Annotated in this window: 12 protein-coding genes; 7 read left to right on the top strand and 5 right to left on the bottom strand. The window is 65.5% G+C overall.

Going from position 1 to position 15,495, the window contains the following annotated elements; genetic code table 11:
* The first annotated feature begins 40 nt into the window (after nucleotides 1-40).
* The 4 genes from EII26_RS06650 to EII26_RS06635 all read left to right on the top strand — a co-directional run bounded on the left by EII26_RS06650 (nucleotide 41) and on the right by EII26_RS06635 (nucleotide 5,512).
* Nucleotides 41-1,435 carry a YfcC family protein gene (locus EII26_RS06650; protein WP_124888372.1) on the top strand — a complete coding sequence of 465 codons (1,395 nt, stop codon included), beginning with the start codon at nucleotides 41-43 and terminating at the stop codon, nucleotides 1,433-1,435.
* A gap of 78 nt (nucleotides 1,436-1,513) precedes the next feature.
* Entirely contained in the window at nucleotides 1,514-3,076 is a 1,563-nt protein-coding gene (locus EII26_RS06645; RefSeq protein WP_124888371.1) for a BCCT family transporter, read from the top strand.
* A gap of 112 nt (nucleotides 3,077-3,188) precedes the next feature.
* Nucleotides 3,189-4,493 (top strand): rhodanese-like domain-containing protein, encoded by a 1,305-nt coding sequence (locus EII26_RS06640; protein WP_124888370.1) that lies wholly within the window; start codon nucleotides 3,189-3,191, stop codon nucleotides 4,491-4,493.
* A 179-nt stretch (nucleotides 4,494-4,672) separates the two neighbouring features.
* A complete protein-coding gene (locus EII26_RS06635) occupies nucleotides 4,673-5,512 on the top strand; it encodes a bifunctional 5,10-methylenetetrahydrofolate dehydrogenase/5,10-methenyltetrahydrofolate cyclohydrolase (protein ID WP_233572644.1) in 840 nt (279 codons plus the stop codon).
* Nucleotides 5,513-5,582: 70 nt separating this feature from the next.
* On the opposite strand, the gene mobB is transcribed toward EII26_RS06635, so the two are convergent.
* From mobB to fdhF, 4 genes are all read right to left on the bottom strand, one after another.
* A complete protein-coding gene (mobB, locus tag EII26_RS06630; RefSeq protein ID WP_124888368.1) occupies nucleotides 5,583-6,077 on the bottom strand; it encodes a molybdopterin-guanine dinucleotide biosynthesis protein B in 495 nt (164 codons plus the stop codon).
* Nucleotides 6,074-7,312: a molybdopterin molybdotransferase MoeA gene (locus EII26_RS06625; RefSeq protein ID WP_158612193.1), complete on the bottom strand. Its 1,239-nt coding sequence runs from the start codon at nucleotides 7,310-7,312 to the stop codon at nucleotides 6,074-6,076. The genes mobB and EII26_RS06625 overlap by 4 nt, the downstream gene beginning before the upstream one ends.
* Nucleotides 7,281-7,919: a molybdenum cofactor guanylyltransferase gene (gene mobA / locus EII26_RS06620; RefSeq protein WP_255415942.1), complete on the bottom strand. Its 639-nt coding sequence runs from the start codon at nucleotides 7,917-7,919 to the stop codon at nucleotides 7,281-7,283. The genes EII26_RS06625 and mobA overlap by 32 nt, the downstream gene beginning before the upstream one ends.
* A 200-nt stretch (nucleotides 7,920-8,119) precedes the next feature.
* On the bottom strand, nucleotides 8,120-10,864 hold the full coding sequence (gene fdhF / locus EII26_RS13415; protein WP_124888365.1) for a formate dehydrogenase subunit alpha: 2,745 nt from the start codon (nucleotides 10,862-10,864) through the stop codon (nucleotides 8,120-8,122).
* A 255-nt stretch (nucleotides 10,865-11,119) separates the two neighbouring features.
* Here fdhF and nuoE point away from each other — a divergent pair, with 255 nt between their 5' ends.
* Genes nuoE through EII26_RS06600 form a run of 3 tightly spaced genes read left to right on the top strand, consistent with a single transcriptional unit; the run spans nucleotide 11,120 to nucleotide 14,215 of the window.
* On the top strand, nucleotides 11,120-11,608 hold the full coding sequence (gene nuoE / locus EII26_RS06610) for an NADH-quinone oxidoreductase subunit NuoE (protein WP_124888364.1): 489 nt from the start codon (nucleotides 11,120-11,122) through the stop codon (nucleotides 11,606-11,608).
* A 41-nt stretch (nucleotides 11,609-11,649) separates the two neighbouring features.
* Complete coding sequence (locus EII26_RS06605) at nucleotides 11,650-13,257, top strand: NADH-ubiquinone oxidoreductase-F iron-sulfur binding region domain-containing protein (protein WP_124888363.1); 1,608 nt, start codon at nucleotides 11,650-11,652, stop codon at nucleotides 13,255-13,257.
* A 13-nt stretch (nucleotides 13,258-13,270) separates the two neighbouring features.
* Nucleotides 13,271-14,215, top strand: a complete 945-nt coding sequence (locus EII26_RS06600; protein ID WP_124888362.1) for a 2Fe-2S iron-sulfur cluster-binding protein — start codon at nucleotides 13,271-13,273, stop codon at nucleotides 14,213-14,215.
* A gap of 64 nt (nucleotides 14,216-14,279) precedes the next feature.
* Here EII26_RS06600 and EII26_RS06595 read toward each other — a convergent pair whose 3' ends face one another.
* On the bottom strand, nucleotides 14,280-14,963 hold the full coding sequence (locus tag EII26_RS06595) for a formate dehydrogenase accessory sulfurtransferase FdhD (RefSeq protein ID WP_158612191.1): 684 nt from the start codon (nucleotides 14,961-14,963) through the stop codon (nucleotides 14,280-14,282).
* Between the last annotated feature and the right edge of the window lie 532 nt (nucleotides 14,964-15,495).

Raw genomic sequence — 15,495 nt, 5'->3', positions numbered from 1 at the left:
GAGAAGGACTTGGTGAGGACAAAGGAGGTCGGATCTGGACATGGAGCGCAATGCCTCGAAACGGAGCCTCATGCCGAACGCCATTGTTTTGCTCATGCTGCTCATCGTCGTGGTGGGAGCGGTATCGATGCTGACCCCGGCGGGACGGTACGAGTCGGTGATGGTGAACGGAAAGAAGGTCATCGATCCGCTTTCGTTTCATTACACGGAACGGCCGGCTTTTTCTTTTGTCGATTTTGTCAGCACCGTTCATCAAGGACTCAGCGCTGCGGGACCTCTGATTTTCATGATTTTGATGATTGGCGGATCGATCAAGGTCTTCGAGAGCACGGGAGCGATTACGGGCGTCGTGGCGGCTTTCGCCCGGCGTTTCGGTTCCAACCGTTCCTCGTGGGTTCTGGTCCTGATTTTTTCTTTTTTCGCCATTCTCGGCGCCTTCCCCGGCATGCTGGAGGCGGCCATTCCCTTCGCTCCCATCTGCGTGACCATAGCGCTGGCCCTGGGGTATGACGTCATCGTCGGCATAGCCACTCCTGTGGTGGCCGTGGTCATAGGCTGGACCGCCGGCCCCACCAACCCCTGGACCGTCGGGACCGGCCAGACCATGGCGGGGCTCCCCATCTTCTCGGGGATGGGGTACAGGACCTTGGTCCTCGTGGTGCTGTGGGCCGTATCGCTGGCCTACATCCTGCCGTACGCCGCCAGGGTCAAGAGGCGTCCGTCGAGCAGCGTCTTGTGGAAGGTCGATGGCGTGCTGGAGGAGAAACACGTCGACCTCGAGGAATGTCCCTTTACTTTCGCTCATAAGGTCATTTTGTTGATTTTTCTGGCCGTTCTCGGCCTCACGGTCTATGGAGCGGTGTACTGGGGATGGAAGAACGCGCAGCGTTCGGCCTTCTTCCTTCTCGGTGCCGTTGCGGCCGGCCTTGTGGCCCGGTATACACCGAACCGCATTGCGGACGTTTTTGTGGAGGGAGGGCGTTCGATCTATGCCGGAGTCCTCTCCATAGGCCTCGCGAGGGCGCTGTCCGTCATCATGGAGAAGTCCGGGGTCATCGATACGGTCATTCACGCGCTTTCGTCGCCTCTGAAGGACGTGCCTACGACGTTTACGGCGTCGGCCATGTTCGCCGTGCAGACGGTCATAAACTTCTTCATTCCCTCCGGAAGCGGACAGGCCATGGCGACCCTGCCGATCATGCTCCCCATGGCGGAGATCCTCGGGGTCAGCAAACAGACGGCCATATTGGCCTTCCAGTTCGGAGACGGGCTGTCCAATCTGTGCTACCCTGCCGTGGCTGTCCTGGTGGGGTACCTGACGTATGCTCGGGTCCCCTTTTCGAAGTGGCTTCGTTTCATCATGCCCTACGTGCTGATCTCCTGGTTGGTCGCGGCGGCTTTTACCGTCGGTGCGGTCCTGCTGCACTGGCAATGAGGGCGCGGCTGCAAATCGGGACGGTCTCGAGACCGAATCGTTGGATTGACGATCGTTGGATTGAAAGGAGCGAGTTCGATGAGTGACGCGACAAGAATTCAGGACAAACGAGAGCTGAGGTGGGAGGTCTTCATTCCCGGTTTCGTTCTGATAGGGGCTGCGGCCGTCTGGGGCCTGTGGGACAACAAGTCGATGACCGCGACCGCGCGCAGCTTCTTCCGATGGACTCTGCTCACCTTCGGCTGGGCCTATGCCCTCGTCACCCTCGTCACCCTGTTGCTGGTGCTGTACCTGATGTTCTCCAAGATCGGGTCCGTCCGGATCGGCGGCCGGGATGCGGAGCCCAAGTATCCCTTCTGGACCTGGTTCGCCATGACGCTCACCGGCGGCGTAGCCGTCGGCATCGTCACCTGGAGCGTCAACGAGCCCCTGATCTATTACGGCAACGTCTATCGGGAGCTGGACGCCCTGGGCATCGCCCCGGGAACCCCTCAGGCCGCCCAGTTCGCCATGGCCCGGTGCTTCCACAACTGGACGTTCATCCCCTACGCCATCTACGCCCTGAGCGGCGTGCTCATGGCCTACATCTACTACAACAAGAAGGATCGCCTGGCCGTGACCTCGACCCTCAAGCCCCTGTTGGGGGATTGGGTCGCGCGAGGCGTGACGGCCAGTCTGGTGGACACCCTTTCCATGATGGCCATCATCCTGGGCCTGACCTCCGGGCTCACGATGTGCATCACCCTGCTGACCACGGGGGTGCAGCACATCTACGGCCTGCAGAAAACGCTGTCCCTCTTCGTCGTCACGGGAATCTTCATCGTGCTGAGCTTCACCACGTCGACCTACGTGGGGCTCGACAAGGGCATGAAGAAGATCGCGGGTCTCAATGCCTATTTCTATTACGGCCTCATGATCCTTCTGGTGATCACCGGCCCGTCGCTCTTCATCGTGCGTAACGCCACCGCCGGGCTGGCCACGTGGCTGAACAATTTCTGGCTCTGGTCCCTGGACCCCGTGGACATCGCCGGCGTGCCTCTGAACCAGTTCTGGACCCTCTACGACTGGGCGCTGTGGGTGGCCTACGCCCCCGTGACGGGCATCTTCCTGGCCATGATCGCCCGAGGGCGGACGATCCGCGAGTTCCTGATCGTGAACCTCGTGCTGCCCGCCGTCTTCGGGCTCGTCTGGTTCTCCATCTGGGGCAACTCGGCGCTGTCCATACAGATGGCCGGAGGCGTCGACCTGGTCGGGACCATCAAGAACTCCAACGCCGTGACGGCGCTCTGGGAGTTCCTGAGGGTGCTGCCCTTCAACCTGGGCTACATCGTGGTCCCGATCAACCTCTTCGTGATCTACATCTCCTACGTCACGGCGGCGAACGCCACGACCAACAGCATCTCCTCCATGTGCATCAAGGACGTCCCCATCGGAACCGAGGCGCCGGGCTACCTCAAGGTGCTCTGGGGCGTGATCATCGGCGCCATCGCCATCATCATGGCGGCGTTCGGAGGCACCGAACAGGGCGTCGAGGGGGTCAAATCCCTCGGGGCGGCCGGAGGCTTCGTGGTCCTCTTCATCTTCATCCTCCAGGTGTGCTCCGCGGTCAAGCTCTTCCTGGTGGACGACGTGGTGGAGTAGCCCGGAGGAGCGCAGGGAAAACAACGGCACGGAACGCGTATCGGCGGGTCCCCGGGTTCGGCTCGGGGGCCCGGCCGTCGTGAAGGGTCTGGGAAAAAAAGGAGGCTTGACGATGCTGAACGCCGAGGAGCTGAGGAACGCCCTGCGTCGTGACGGCGCCTTGCTCGTGGATGCCCGCCGAAGCGATCTGTACAACGGCTGGAGCGATGGGTGCCCCTCATGGGGCGGGCACGCGCCCGGGGCGGTGAGCTTCGATGCGGGATGGCTGGACGTTTGCCGGGACGATCTGGAGGAGCGCCTCTCCGAGGCGTTGACCGAGAAGGGGATGACTCCCGATCGGGAGCTGCTCCTCTACGACGTCGGAGGGAAGGAGACGGCCCGGCTGGGCGATTGGCTCCGGAGACGAGGCTTCAAGAGGATCTCCTCCTTCGACCTCGGAATCTGGGCTCGGGCCGACGGCCGTCCTCTGGAGCGCTATCCCGGCTACGGACTCCTGGTGTCCGCCTTCGCGCTCAGGGAGCGGCTCGAGGGACGCCCGGCCGAGACCTTCGACTCCGGCCGGGGCGTCAAGGTCGTCGAGGCCAGCAAGGGCGGCGCCGAGGTCTCCCATGCACTCGGACACGTGCCCGGAGCGGTCCATCTGGATGTGGACCATCTGTACAGCGACAAAAACCTCGTGCCCGAGACGCGGTATCGCTTGGCCGATCCCAAAGCCCTGGAGGAAGCGGCTTTGGCTTTGGGCATCACCTCGGAGGACTGCGTGGTGGTGACCGGCGCCTCGCCCATGGCCATGTGCCGTGCGGCGTGGGCCCTGCACTATCTGGGAGTCCGGGACGTTCGGGTCCTCAACGGCGGACTGGGGGCCTGGAAACGACGGGGATACGCCCTGTCGACCGAGGCGGTCCGGCCCGTGCCGGCATCGTCCTTCGGCATCGCCGTCCCCGGCCGTGGGGAGGTTTTGAGGACGATCGACGAGATCGAGGCGCTCCGCTCGGATTGGGGGACGTCGCAGCTCGTGGACATCCGCTCCCTGGAGGAGTACCGCGGGGACGTCTCGGGCTACGACCATCAGGAGATCGTGGGACACATTCCCGGGGCCGTTTTGGGGTATGCGGGCCTGGGCGATCCCCACTCCCTGGACTATTACCGCAACGTGGACGACACGATGCGGCAGGACTCGGAGATCCTGAGCCTCTGGCGGCGCTGCGGCATCGATTGGAGCCGCCACCTGATCTTCTCCTGCGGCATGGGCTGGAGGGCCGCCGAGGTCTGGTTCTATGCCCGTGCCATGGGGCTGAACAACGTCTCGAAGTACAGCGACGGCTGGATTCGCTGGAGCAATTCCGGATACCCGGTCGAGACCGGAGGGCCCGGCGGAGCCCGACGAGAGGTCGGCGACGCCTCTCCTTGTCCTTGAAGGGTCCTGGAAAAGTTCTGGCCGGGGCCTTTTTTTGTCCGCGAACCGCTGCATCCGGCGCCCCTTTTTCAGGATTTTGTGTTATCGTACTTTAAGGTAGGATAAGGAAAGCGGTGCGCCGGAGCACCGCGCCCGATCGTTGAGATCCGAGAAGGGAGACGAAGGACATGGCTGTTCTCATGAAGGGATCGGAAGTTTCCGCGAGCATGAAGGAGGCCCTGCAGGCGGAGCACGCCGCGTTGCGGGCCAAGGGGATCGAGCCCAAGCTGGCCATCGTTCGGGTCGGTGCCCGGGGCGACGACCTGGCGTATGAACGCGGTGCGCTGAAGCGCTTCGAGGGGCTGGGCATCGCCGCGCAGGTGTACGAACTTCCGGAGGATATCGATCAGCGTGCTTTCGACTCCGAGTTCGGCAAGATCAATGCGGACCCTGCGGTTCACGGCATCCTGCTGTTCCGGCCCCTGCCCAAGCACCTGGACGGCGACGCCCCGCGTCGCGCCATCGACCCGCGCAAGGACGTGGACGGCATGAGCCCCCTCAGCGCCGCCAAGGTCTTTGCGGGCGAGGACGACGGGTTTGCGCCCTGCACGCCCGGTGCGGTGATGGAGATGCTGGAGCACTTCAAGATCGACCCCAAGGGGAAAAACGTGACGATCGTCGGGCGCAGCATGGTAGTGGGGCGCCCCCTGGCGATGCTGATGCTGGCGAAGCACGCCACCGTGACGATCTGCCATACCCGGACCGTCGACATGCCCTCGGTCTGCCGCAGGGCGGACATCCTCGTGGCTGCGGCGGGCAAGGCGGGGATGATCGGTGCGGACTGCGTTACGGACAGGAGCATCGTCGTGGACGTGGGGATCAACGTCGACGCGGAGGGCAAGCTCTGCGGCGACGTCGACTTCGCCGCCGTGGAGCCGATCGTCTCCATGATCAGCCCCGTCCCGGGCGGCGTCGGTGCGGTGACGACCTCGGTGCTGGCCAAGAACGTCCTCAAGGCGGCCCGGCTGCAGACGCACTGAGTCCGACTCGCGATCTCTTCCTTTTACGCACTGTCACACGGGGCGGCCGCAAAGGCCGCCCCGTGGCCGCTTATGGGCAATCCCGAATCCCGGACCGGATCCGTGCGGCGATGGCCTCGACCTCGTCCGGGCGAAATCGGGGGTACGGCAGCTCCACGGGCTCCCGCGACACGACCGCCAGGATCGGTTCTGCGGCCTCCGGACGTTCCCCCTCCCCATAAACCACGATCTTCGGCCATGCGGATCCCTTGAGTCCCTCGACGAGGATCAGATCCATGTCGGCCATCGACGCGAGGATCGTCCCCAGCGCGGGCTCTCCGTCGCGGAACAGCGCCCAGCGCTTCGAGGAAAAGACGGCCGAAGCCCTCGCTCCCGCCGCGCGGTGCCGCCAGCTGTCCGTGCCCTCACGGTCGAGGTCGAAATCGTGCCCGTCGTGCTTGATCGTCCCGACGGCCAGTCCCAGGTCCGAGAGATGGCGCACCAGCCGCGTCACGAGCAGGGTCTTTCCCGACTTCTTGTGGCCGCAGATGCATACGGTGGGGGGCCCGGGGATGGCCGGCCTCATCGGGGGCGGATGTGCCAGAGCCTTACGGTCTCGCCCGCACGCAGGCCCTTGTTCCCGGCTGGGATGTCGATCAGCACGTCGCTGTCCGCCATGTTGCCGATCATCCCCGGGGAGTCCCCCTCGGGCGCGCGGACGCGCGGGCCGCGAAGCGTCGCCCGGAGGAACCTGCGCATGGGGCTCGCCTTGGGGTAATCGTTCTCCATCTCCGCGCTTCCCGCCTGCAGAAGCAGGCCGGAGTCCCCCGTAAGGGCCGCGAGGATCGGACGGACGAAGAGCTGGAGGTTGACGAACATCGCGAACGGATTCCCCGACAGGGTCGCCAGGACGGATCGCCCCACCCGGTTGACCATCACGGGGGTCCCCGGCTTGACCCTCACCCGCCGGAAGATCGTCTCCGCTCCGAGCCGGTCGAGGACGTCGTGAAAGATGTCCTTGTCTCCGGCGGACACGCCGCCCGAGGTCACGATCAGGTCGTGGTCCGACAGGCTCCGGATGAGTTCGGCGACCCGTCCCTCGTCGTCGGGCAGGCAGCCGAGGTTGGTCGGGGCCATGCCCAGCGCCCGAAGCGCAAACTCCATGATCAGGGAGTTGGAGTCGTGAATGGAACCCGGACCGAGGGGCGTCCCCGCCGGTACGAGCTCGTCGCCGGTCGAGAACACCGCGATCCGGGGACGCCGGAAGACCCGAAGCGTCCCCCGTCCCGACGAGGCCAGGACGCCGATGGACCGGGCGTCCGCCCTGGCCCCGGACCGCACGACCACCGCACCCCTCCGCACGTCCTCGCCGCGGAAGCAGTAGTTCTGGTGGCGTGCGAGCGGACGCGAGAGCCGGATGGTCTCCCCGTCCTCCTCGACCCTCTCGAAGGGCACGACGCAGTCGGCCCCGCTGGGGATGGGGGCGCCGGTCATCAGGCGGACCGCCGTTCCCCGGGTCACCGGGACGTCCCCCATGCGGCCCGCATGGACCGTATCCACCACGGACAGAACGACGGAGACCTCACCGGCCGATACCGTGTCCTCGCTTCTCAGGGCGTAGCCGTCCAGCGGCGAGCGGTCGAACGGCGGGAGATCCCCTTGTGCGTGCACGTCCTCGCAGAGGATCCGTCCCAGGCTCTCGGCCAGCGGGATGCTCTCCGTTTCGGCTATGGGAGCGACGTCGTGTGCGATGAGCGCCAGCGCGGTCTCCAGGTCGACCCCCGTGCGGTCATCCTTCCTCTCCTTGGCAAAATTCCTCATGTTCCCCTCCGTCTCTCCGCCTCGAGTGCTCTGCCGCAAAAATTTCAAGGGCCCGGCGGTAGTCCTCCGGCGCGTTGATGTTGAAAAAGGCATTTTCTCCGAAGGGATAGTCTCCGTCCTCGACGGTGCGCACCCGAACCCCTCGCTCCTCCAGCAGGAACCGGAGCTTCAGTCTCCCCTCCGCCAGCAACGCCTCCGCCCGCGCCGCGAGCGCGGTGCGGTAGATCGCGCAGAGGGGCTCGTACCGCCCGCCGGGGCGCGGCACCACCACGTCCGCGTCACGACAGAGCCCCTTCATATAATCCACCAGTCCCGGGTCCCAAAAGGGCATGTCGCAGGCCAGGAGCAGGACACGATCCTCCGCCGCATGGGTCAGGGCCGCATGCAGCCCCCGCATCGAGCTGGGAGGCCCGCCGAGATCCGGGACGAGCCGGACGCCGGACAGGCCGGGAAAGCCCTCCCGGCCCACCACCAGCACCTCGTCCGCGCAGGCCGCGGCCCGGTCTGCCGCCCGTCTCAGCAGCGGGACGCCCCCCAGCAGGAGCGCCGCCTTGTCCCGACCCATCCGCGAGCTCGCGCCTCCCGCCAGTACCGCCGCCGTGAGCATGGTCAAAAGCTCAAAGACCGAAGAGGACCCGGGGGCTTCGCCCCCAGACCCCCAGCAGGGGAACGTGTCCCCCTGCACCCCCATTGACCGTTCCGGGAGGGGGGGCAACGCCCCCCCTCCCGGAACGGTAGAAAGGGATCCAAGGGAGCTTGCTCCCTTGGCAGAGTCCGGGACGGAGTCCCGGGACGTTCTCCGGTCCTTTAGCCCTTGTCAAAGCCGGCGGCGTGGCGCAGGTTCACGAACCGCTCGACGGTCGCGGGGTCGTAGTCGCTCTCGACCTTCTCGACCCGGACGGCGGCGACCTTGTACTCCGCGGTGAGCGTGATGGGGTCGAAGGCCCCGATGGTCAGCTCGTTCACGGGCGACTCCTTGAAGTGCAGCGTCATGAAGATGGAGCCGGGCTTGACGCGGTCGGTCAGCGTCACGCGGGTGATGACCTGCCCGCGCCGCGAGGTCACGTGGGCCAGCTCCCCCTCGGCGAGCCCGAGCCTTTGGGCGTCGTCGGGGTGGAGCTCCGCCATCTCGCAGGGCACGATGGCGTCGAGCGTCCGGGAGAAGCGCGTCGTGACGTTGTAGTGCTCGAGCCTCCGCCCGGTGATGAGCAGGAAGGGATACTCCCCGCAGACCGGCTCGGCGGGCTCCACGTGCTCGATCGCGGTCATCTTGGCCTTGCCGATGGAGAAGACGTCCTTGTGGAGGTAGGGGGTGCCCGGGTGGTCCTCCGTCGGACAGGGCCACTGGAGCCCCTCCTTGTCGATGCGCTTGTAGGTCATGCCCCTGTAGGTGGGCATGGCGGCCCGGATCTCGTCGAACACGTCCTCGGAGGTGCGCCAGTCGAACCCCTTGGCGCCCATGGCCCGGGCGACGGACGCGACGATCTGCCAGTCGACGCGGGCCTCCCCCGGCGGCTCCACGGCCTTGCGGACGCGCTGAACCCGGCGTTCGGAGGCGGTGAAGGTCCCGTCCTTCTCGGCGTAGCAGGCCGCGGGGAAGATCACGTCGGCGAACTTCGCGGTCTCGGACATGAAGATCTCCTGCACCGCGACGAACTCCATGGCCTCGAAGCCCTTTTTGATGTGGTTGGCGTCGGCGTCGCTCATCACGGGGTCCTCGCCCATGACGAACATGGCCTTCAGGGTCCCCTCGTGCGCGGCGTCGAACATCTCGGGGATCTTCAGGCCCGGCTTTCCGGAGAGCTTCCGTCCCCAGAGCCGCTCGAAGAAGGCCAGCTTCTCCGGGTCCGTCACCTTCTGGTAGCCGGGGAAGTCCGAGGGCAGTGCGGCCATGTCGCAGGCGCCCTGCACGTTGTTCTGTCCGCGCAGCGGGTTGATGCCCGCGTTCGGGAAGCCGATGTGTCCGGTCAGGAGCCCCAGGTTGGCCAGGCTCTTGACGTTGTTCGTCCCGCAGATGTGCTCCGTGATCCCGAGCGTGTAGAAGATGCCGGCCTTCCGGGTCGTGGCGTAGAGGCGCGCGGCCTCGTGGAGCTGCTCGCGCGGGATCCCCGTCAGGGACTCCACCCGCTCGGGCGTGTAGCTCTCGACGGTCTTCAGGAGCTCCTCGTAGCCCTCGCAGCGCTCCCGGATGTACGCCTCGTCCTGCCAGCCCTCCTTGACGATGATGTGCATGAGCCCGTTGATGAGGGCGATGTCCGTCCCCGAGCGCAGGGGCAGCCAGAGGTCGGCCATCCCGGCGAGCTCGGTGCGGCGCGGATCCACGACGATGAGCTTCGTGCCCCGCCGGACCGCCTGCTTCATCTTGATGCCGATGACGGGATGGGCCTCGGTGGTGTTGGAGCCGATGACGAAGAGCAGGTCCTCGTCCAGGATCTCGTTCACCGAGTTCGTCATGGCGCCGCTTCCCAGTGAGGTCGCAAGACCTGCGACCGTGGGGGCGTGTCAGGTCCGGGCGCAGTGGTCGACGTTGTTGGTGCCGATCGCCACGCGCATGAACTTCTGGAACGCGAAGTTGTCCTCGTTGGTGCAGCGCGCCGAGGAGAGGCCGGCGACCGCGTCCGGCCCGTGTCGCTCCACGATCTCGGTGAAGCGGTCGGCGGCGAACCGGATGGCCTTGTCCCAGGTCGTCTCCTGGAACTTTCCGTCCACCTTGATCAGGGGGTGCGTCAGCCGCTCCGGGCTGTGGATCAGGTCGGTGTGGAAGCGCCCCTTGACGCAGAGCTGCGTGCCGTTGATGACGGCGTCCTCCGCCGGGGTCACCCCCACGACCCGCCCGTCCTTGACGTTCAGGTCGAAGTTGCAGCCCGTGCCGCAGAAGGGGCAGGTGGTCCGGACCTTCTTGACCTCCCACGGGCGCGTTCCGACGAAATGCTTGTTGATCAGGGCGCCCGTGGGACAGGCGGCGACGCACTGTCCGCACATCCGGCAGATCTCGCGGTCGATGGGCCGGTCGAAGGCCGTCGTCACCGTCGAGTCGACGCCGCGCCCCACGAAGTCGATGGTGCCCGTCACCTGGACCTCGCGGCAGACCCGGACGCACTTGCCGCACTTGATGCACTTGTTCTGGTCGCGGATCATGACGGGGTTCGCCTCGTCCAGCGGAAGGTCGGTGTTGGTCCTCGTCCAGCGGCTCTTCTTGACCCCGTACTCGTAGCACAGGTTCTGGAGCTGGCAGCTCCCGACCTTCTCGCAGGTCAGGCAGTCCTGGGGATGGTTGCCCATGATGAGGTCCAGGAGGCTGCGGCGGTAGCGGACGATCCGGTCCGTCTTCGTTCGCACGACCATGCCGTCCCTGACCAAAGTGGAACAGGCGGTTACCAGCTTGCTCGATCCCTCGAGCTCGACGACGCACATCCGACACCCCGAGAAGGCGGTCAGGTGTTTGTCGTAGCAAAGATTGGGGATCTCCACGCCCAGCTTGCGGGCCGCTTCGATGATCGTCGTCCCCGGACTCACCTCGACGTCGCGGCCGTCGATGTTCAGCTTGATCAAGTTCCGAAGCCTCCTTTCGAATTCCCCTTTCGGCGGAACACTGCAAATGTCCCTGAAAAATCGACTCTGGAGTTGACCCGGCACATCCGTAATGGTCAATTTGATACTTTAACGCTACAATAGACGGGGCGATAAATTGCTTGAAATATCCAATTTCTGCTGGATTATTGTATCATGGAATGGGGGAGAGGGGCGCTCTTTCCCCGCGGAGAGGGGCGTGTCGTCGGTTGAGCCGTTTTCGAAAGGGGGCCCGGAATGGCTGAGTTCAAGTTCGATATGGAGGAGAACCGCGAGAAGCTCAGGGCGTTTGAGGCGTTTATCGAGGACAACAAGGGGCGCAGGGGGGCGCTGATGCCCGTGCTGCAGGATGCCCAGACGCGTTTCGGGTACCTCCCGAAGGAGGTGCTGGAGATCGTGTCGAAGGGGCTCAAGGTCCCGATGTCGGAGGTCTACGGCGTGGCGACCTTCTACTCTCAGTTCACCTTCATCCCCAAGGGAAAGCACGACATCAGCGTCTGCCTGGGCACGGCCTGCTACGTCAAGGGCGTCGAGGGCGTCATGCATGCCCTCGAGCAGGAGCTGGGCATCAAGGCGGGGGAGACCACTCCGGACCTCCAGTTTTCCATCACCCCGACACGGTGTCTCGGTGCCTGCGGCATCGCTCCGGTCATCGCCATCGACGGGGAGCAGCACGGAAACCTGACCCCGGCGACGGTGAAGGCGACGCTGGACAAGTACCGATAGATTTCGTGGGTCATCCTGGACGCTGCGAGAGGGGGAGAAAGATGGCGGCGACGACTGCGGAGGTGAGGGAGATCACGACCGGCACGCTCGGGGATCTGAGGGCCCGGGCCCGGCAACGCCTGGACGAACGGCTGCGGGAGAGGTCGGATGTCGTGTTTGTCGACGGAGAGTACCGTCTGGCGGGGAGCTTTTACGAAAAACAGCTGCGGCTCGTGCTGCGGAACTGCTTCATCATCGATCCCAAGAACGTGGAGGACTACGTGGCGATCGGCGGCTACGCCGCCCTGTCCAAGGCGCTGACGGCGATGAAGCCGGGTGAGGTCATCGAGGAGATGACGCGTTCGAACCTCAGGGGCCGGGGCGGAGCGGGGTTCCCCACCGGAAAGAAGTGGGCGGAGGCCTTCCGCCACGATGTGCCCCAGAAGTACATCGTCTGCAACGCCGACGAGGGCGATCCGGGGGCCTTCATGGACCGCTCCATCCTGGAGAACGATCCCCACGCCGTTTTGGAGGGCATGGCCATCGCCGGCTACGCCACCGGGGCCGATACCGGCTTCATCTATGTTCGCGCCGAGTACCCGCTGGCGGTGGAGCACCTCCGGCACGCCATCGCTCAGGCCCGGGAACGGGGCCTGCTGGGGCGCGGAATCCTGGGGACGGACTTCGCCTTCGACATCGAGCTCCGGCTCGGATCGGGCGCCTTCGTCTGCGGCGAGGGCACGGCGCTGATCGAGTCCATCGAGGGCAAACGGGGAATGCCGCGCACCAAGGTCTACCGTACGTCCCACAGGGGCCTCTGGGATTGTCCCACGATCATCAACAACGTGGAGACGTTCGCGAACGTCCCGCTGATCCTGGACCGGGGGGCCGACTGGTTCCTGGGGATCGGGACCGAGGACTCGCCCGGGACCAAGGTCTTTTCGCTCGTGGGCAAGGTGCGCAATGCGGGGCTCGTCGAGGTGCCCATGGGGACCACCATCGAGGAGATCGTCTACGGGATCGGCGACGGGGCCGCGGAGGGGCGCGAGGTGAAGGCCGTCCAGACCGGCGGGCCCTCCGGCGGCTGCATCCCCCGGGAGCTCTTCGACACCGCCGTGGACTTCGGGTCCCTGGCCCGGATCGGCTCCATCATGGGGTCGGGCGGCATGGTGGTGATGGACGACACCGACTGCATGGTGGACATCGCGCGCTTCTTCCTGGAGTTCACCGTGGAGGAGTCCTGCGGCAAGTGCGTGCCCTGCCGGGAGGGGACCAAACGGATGCTCGAGACCCTGGAGAAGATCACCGGCGGCCGGGGAGAGGCGGAGGACCTCGAGGTGCTGGCGGATCTGGGGGACGTGATCACCGCCACCTCGCTCTGCGGGCTGGGGCAGACCGCGGCGACCCCGGTGCTCAGCACGCTCCACTATTTCCGCGGCGAGTACGAGGCGCACGTGAGGGAACGGACGTGTCCCGCACACTCCTGCAAGGCGCTGCTCTCCTTCTTCATCACGGAGAAGTGCATCGGCTGCACGAAATGCACGAGGGGCTGTCCCGCCTCCTGCATCTCCGGAAAGCCCAGGGAGCGCCACGTCATCGACCCCGCCCAGTGCGTCAAGTGCGGTGCCTGCGCGGCCGCCTGTCCGGTGGGCGCCATCGAGAAGCGCTGAGGGGAGGCCCGTCATGGCAAACGTCGCTCTGCGCATCGACGGCCGGGCGGTCTCCGTCCCGTCCGGGACGACCGTCATGGACGCGGCCCGGGAGCTCGGGATCGAGATCCCGGCGCTCTGTCACGACAAAAGCCTGCCCGTGGCCTCCGCCTGCCGGCTGTGCATCGTCGAGGTGGGGGGGAGCTCCAAGCTCCAGACCTCCTGTTCCCTGCTGGCCCGGGACGGCATGGACATCAGGACCGGGACGGACCGGATCGTCCGCTACCGCCGGTCCATCCTGCAGTTCCTTCTGGACAGCCATCCCAACGACTGCCTGACCTGCGACAAGGCCGGGGAGTGTCTCCTCCAGAAGTACGCCTGGCAATACGGGGTGGCCTTTCGGGAGCACGACGGCGTCCGCAGGCCGGAGCACGTCGACCTCTCCAGCCCCTACATCGTCAAGGACGACAGCAAGTGCATCCTCTGCGGCAAGTGCGTCAGGGTCTGTTATCAGGTGGAGGAGGAGCGTCAGGTCCTGGCCTTCGCCGGGCGCGGGTACGGCACGCGGATCGTCGCGGACGACGATCTGACGCTCGAGGCCTCGAAGTGCGTATCCTGCAACCGCTGCGTCTCCGTCTGCCCCGTCGGGGCCCTGACGGACCGGCGCGCGGCGCGCAAGGGCAGGACGTGGGACCTCGCGAAGGAAGTCAAGCACTGCCGGGTCTGCGACTACGGCTGCTCGTTCGAGGTGCTCAAGAAGAACGGGAAGGCGGTGGCGGTCAGGGCATTGCCTCCGGGCCCCGGACGTCCCCTCTGTCTGAAGGGACGGCTGACGACCGAGCTCCTGAACGTGCCCGAGCCGGACGCCCCCTACCGCAAGCTGGGGGGCAAGTTCCAGAAGGCGTCCTGGGCCAAGGTGCTGGGGCTCCAGAAGCTGCTCGACAAGTTGAACGAGGCGGACGCGAAGCCCGAAAAATAGTTTTTTCGAGAGAGTGCTGAAAGAGCTCCCCGGACGGCCGGGGAGCTCTTTGTCGGGAAAGGGGCTATGAGTACACGGTCATGCGGTCGCCCCGGGCGAAGCCGGCGATCTGCAGGCGGCAGCGTGAGGCGAGTTCGAGCGCCGCGTCGGTCGGCGCGGAGCGGGACACGACCAGCGGAATGCCCGCGCGTATCGTCTTGAGCGCGATGCCCAGGGGCAGGCGGCCGCTGGTGAAGAGGGCGCAGCGTGCCAGGTCCGCTCCCGCCAAAAGCGCCTTGCCCAGGCATTTGTCCAGGGCGTTGAACCGTCCCAGGTCCTCGGCGAAGCAGAGCGGCTCCGTGTCCCTCGCGATCAGGGCGGAGTGGACGCTGCCCGTCTCCCTGAAGAGTGCGGACCGCTCCAGGAAGGCGCGGGAGAGGTTCATGACGGTCCGCGGGTCCCAATGCAGCGGCGGCAGGCGCATCGGCCCGCGGCGCCTCAAGGGCTCGGCGAGCCGGACGCTCGCCCTGACCGCCGCCTCGTCGGATTCCAGCTCCAGAATCTCCTCCGCGTTGGAGATGTAGCCCTCGGAACACAGGAACCCCACGGCCAGCTCGCGCGCATTGCCCGGGGTGCAGGCCTGACGGTTGAACGGACGGCCGTTGACGAGCAGGAGGAACTCCCTTTCCACCAGCACCGACTCCTCGATGACCGTCGATCGCCCGTCGTCCGTCCAGCGGGTGGCGGCGACTCTGACGAATGATTGCATGCGACGCTTCGGGACCGCGCTCCCTGTCGAGGGGGCTGCGTCCCTCTCCTTTCGTTCGTTGTCCGTCCATTCCATTCTGCGGTCCCCGTCGAAGCCTTGGGGCGGGGAAAGAGGACCGGGGCGGCTTTCTCGGCCGCCCCGGTCCTCTTTCGAATCTGTCCCCGCGAGAGCCGTGTCTTGAAAGTCTTGACCCGTTCCCATTAAAGTGAGGACTGCCTCGCCTCAGTTCAGTCAACGTTCCGTCGTCATCCCCGACAAGGACCATGGATCCTCATGGAAATCGAGCGTTGGCTCAAGACATTATCGCGATCACGAGCACCGCAGGGTTTATCCGTCTTTGCCCTATTATATCAGACCTGCGGGGATATGCCCAACCGGTGCGGACGACCTTGCCCCTGTCCCTGCTGCATATCGATGCATCGAACTGTCGCAGCATCGATGCGATGGACTGTCTGTGGGATGCGTTTTTGTTGTAAATCGTTGCTATTGCTGATTTTCGAAAAATTGATTAGAATCGGGTTCAGGTTTTTGG

Source organism: Fretibacterium sp. OH1220_COT-178 (assembly GCF_003860125.1).
Taxonomy (GTDB): Bacteria; Synergistota; Synergistia; order Synergistales; family Aminobacteriaceae; genus CAJPSE01.
The sequence above is the reverse complement of the archived record's forward strand: the minus strand, read 5'-3'. Positions and strand labels throughout refer to the sequence as shown.

What these genes read in the sequence shown, in the direction of transcription:
- EII26_RS06650 (WP_124888372.1), top strand. Translation starts at nt 41, where the DNA reads ATGGAGCGCAATGCCTCGAAACGGAGCCTCATGCCGAACGCCATTGTT.
- EII26_RS06645 (WP_124888371.1), top strand. Translation starts at nt 1,514, where the DNA reads ATGAGTGACGCGACAAGAATTCAGGACAAACGAGAGCTGAGGTGGGAG.
- EII26_RS06640 (WP_124888370.1), top strand. Translation starts at nt 3,189, where the DNA reads ATGCTGAACGCCGAGGAGCTGAGGAACGCCCTGCGTCGTGACGGCGCC.
- EII26_RS06635 (WP_233572644.1), top strand. Translation starts at nt 4,673, where the DNA reads ATGAAGGGATCGGAAGTTTCCGCGAGCATGAAGGAGGCCCTGCAGGCG.
- mobB (WP_124888368.1), bottom strand. Translation starts at nt 6,077, where the DNA reads ATGAGGCCGGCCATCCCCGGGCCCCCCACCGTATGCATCTGCGGCCAC.
- EII26_RS06625 (WP_158612193.1), bottom strand. Translation starts at nt 7,312, where the DNA reads ATGAGGAATTTTGCCAAGGAGAGGAAGGATGACCGCACGGGGGTCGAC.
- mobA (WP_255415942.1), bottom strand. Translation starts at nt 7,919, where the DNA reads ATGCTCACGGCGGCGGTACTGGCGGGAGGCGCGAGCTCGCGGATGGGT.
- nuoE (WP_124888364.1), top strand. Translation starts at nt 11,120, where the DNA reads ATGGCTGAGTTCAAGTTCGATATGGAGGAGAACCGCGAGAAGCTCAGG.
- EII26_RS06605 (WP_124888363.1), top strand. Translation starts at nt 11,650, where the DNA reads ATGGCGGCGACGACTGCGGAGGTGAGGGAGATCACGACCGGCACGCTC.
- EII26_RS06600 (WP_124888362.1), top strand. Translation starts at nt 13,271, where the DNA reads ATGGCAAACGTCGCTCTGCGCATCGACGGCCGGGCGGTCTCCGTCCCG.
- EII26_RS06595 (WP_158612191.1), bottom strand. Translation starts at nt 14,963, where the DNA reads ATGCAATCATTCGTCAGAGTCGCCGCCACCCGCTGGACGGACGACGGG.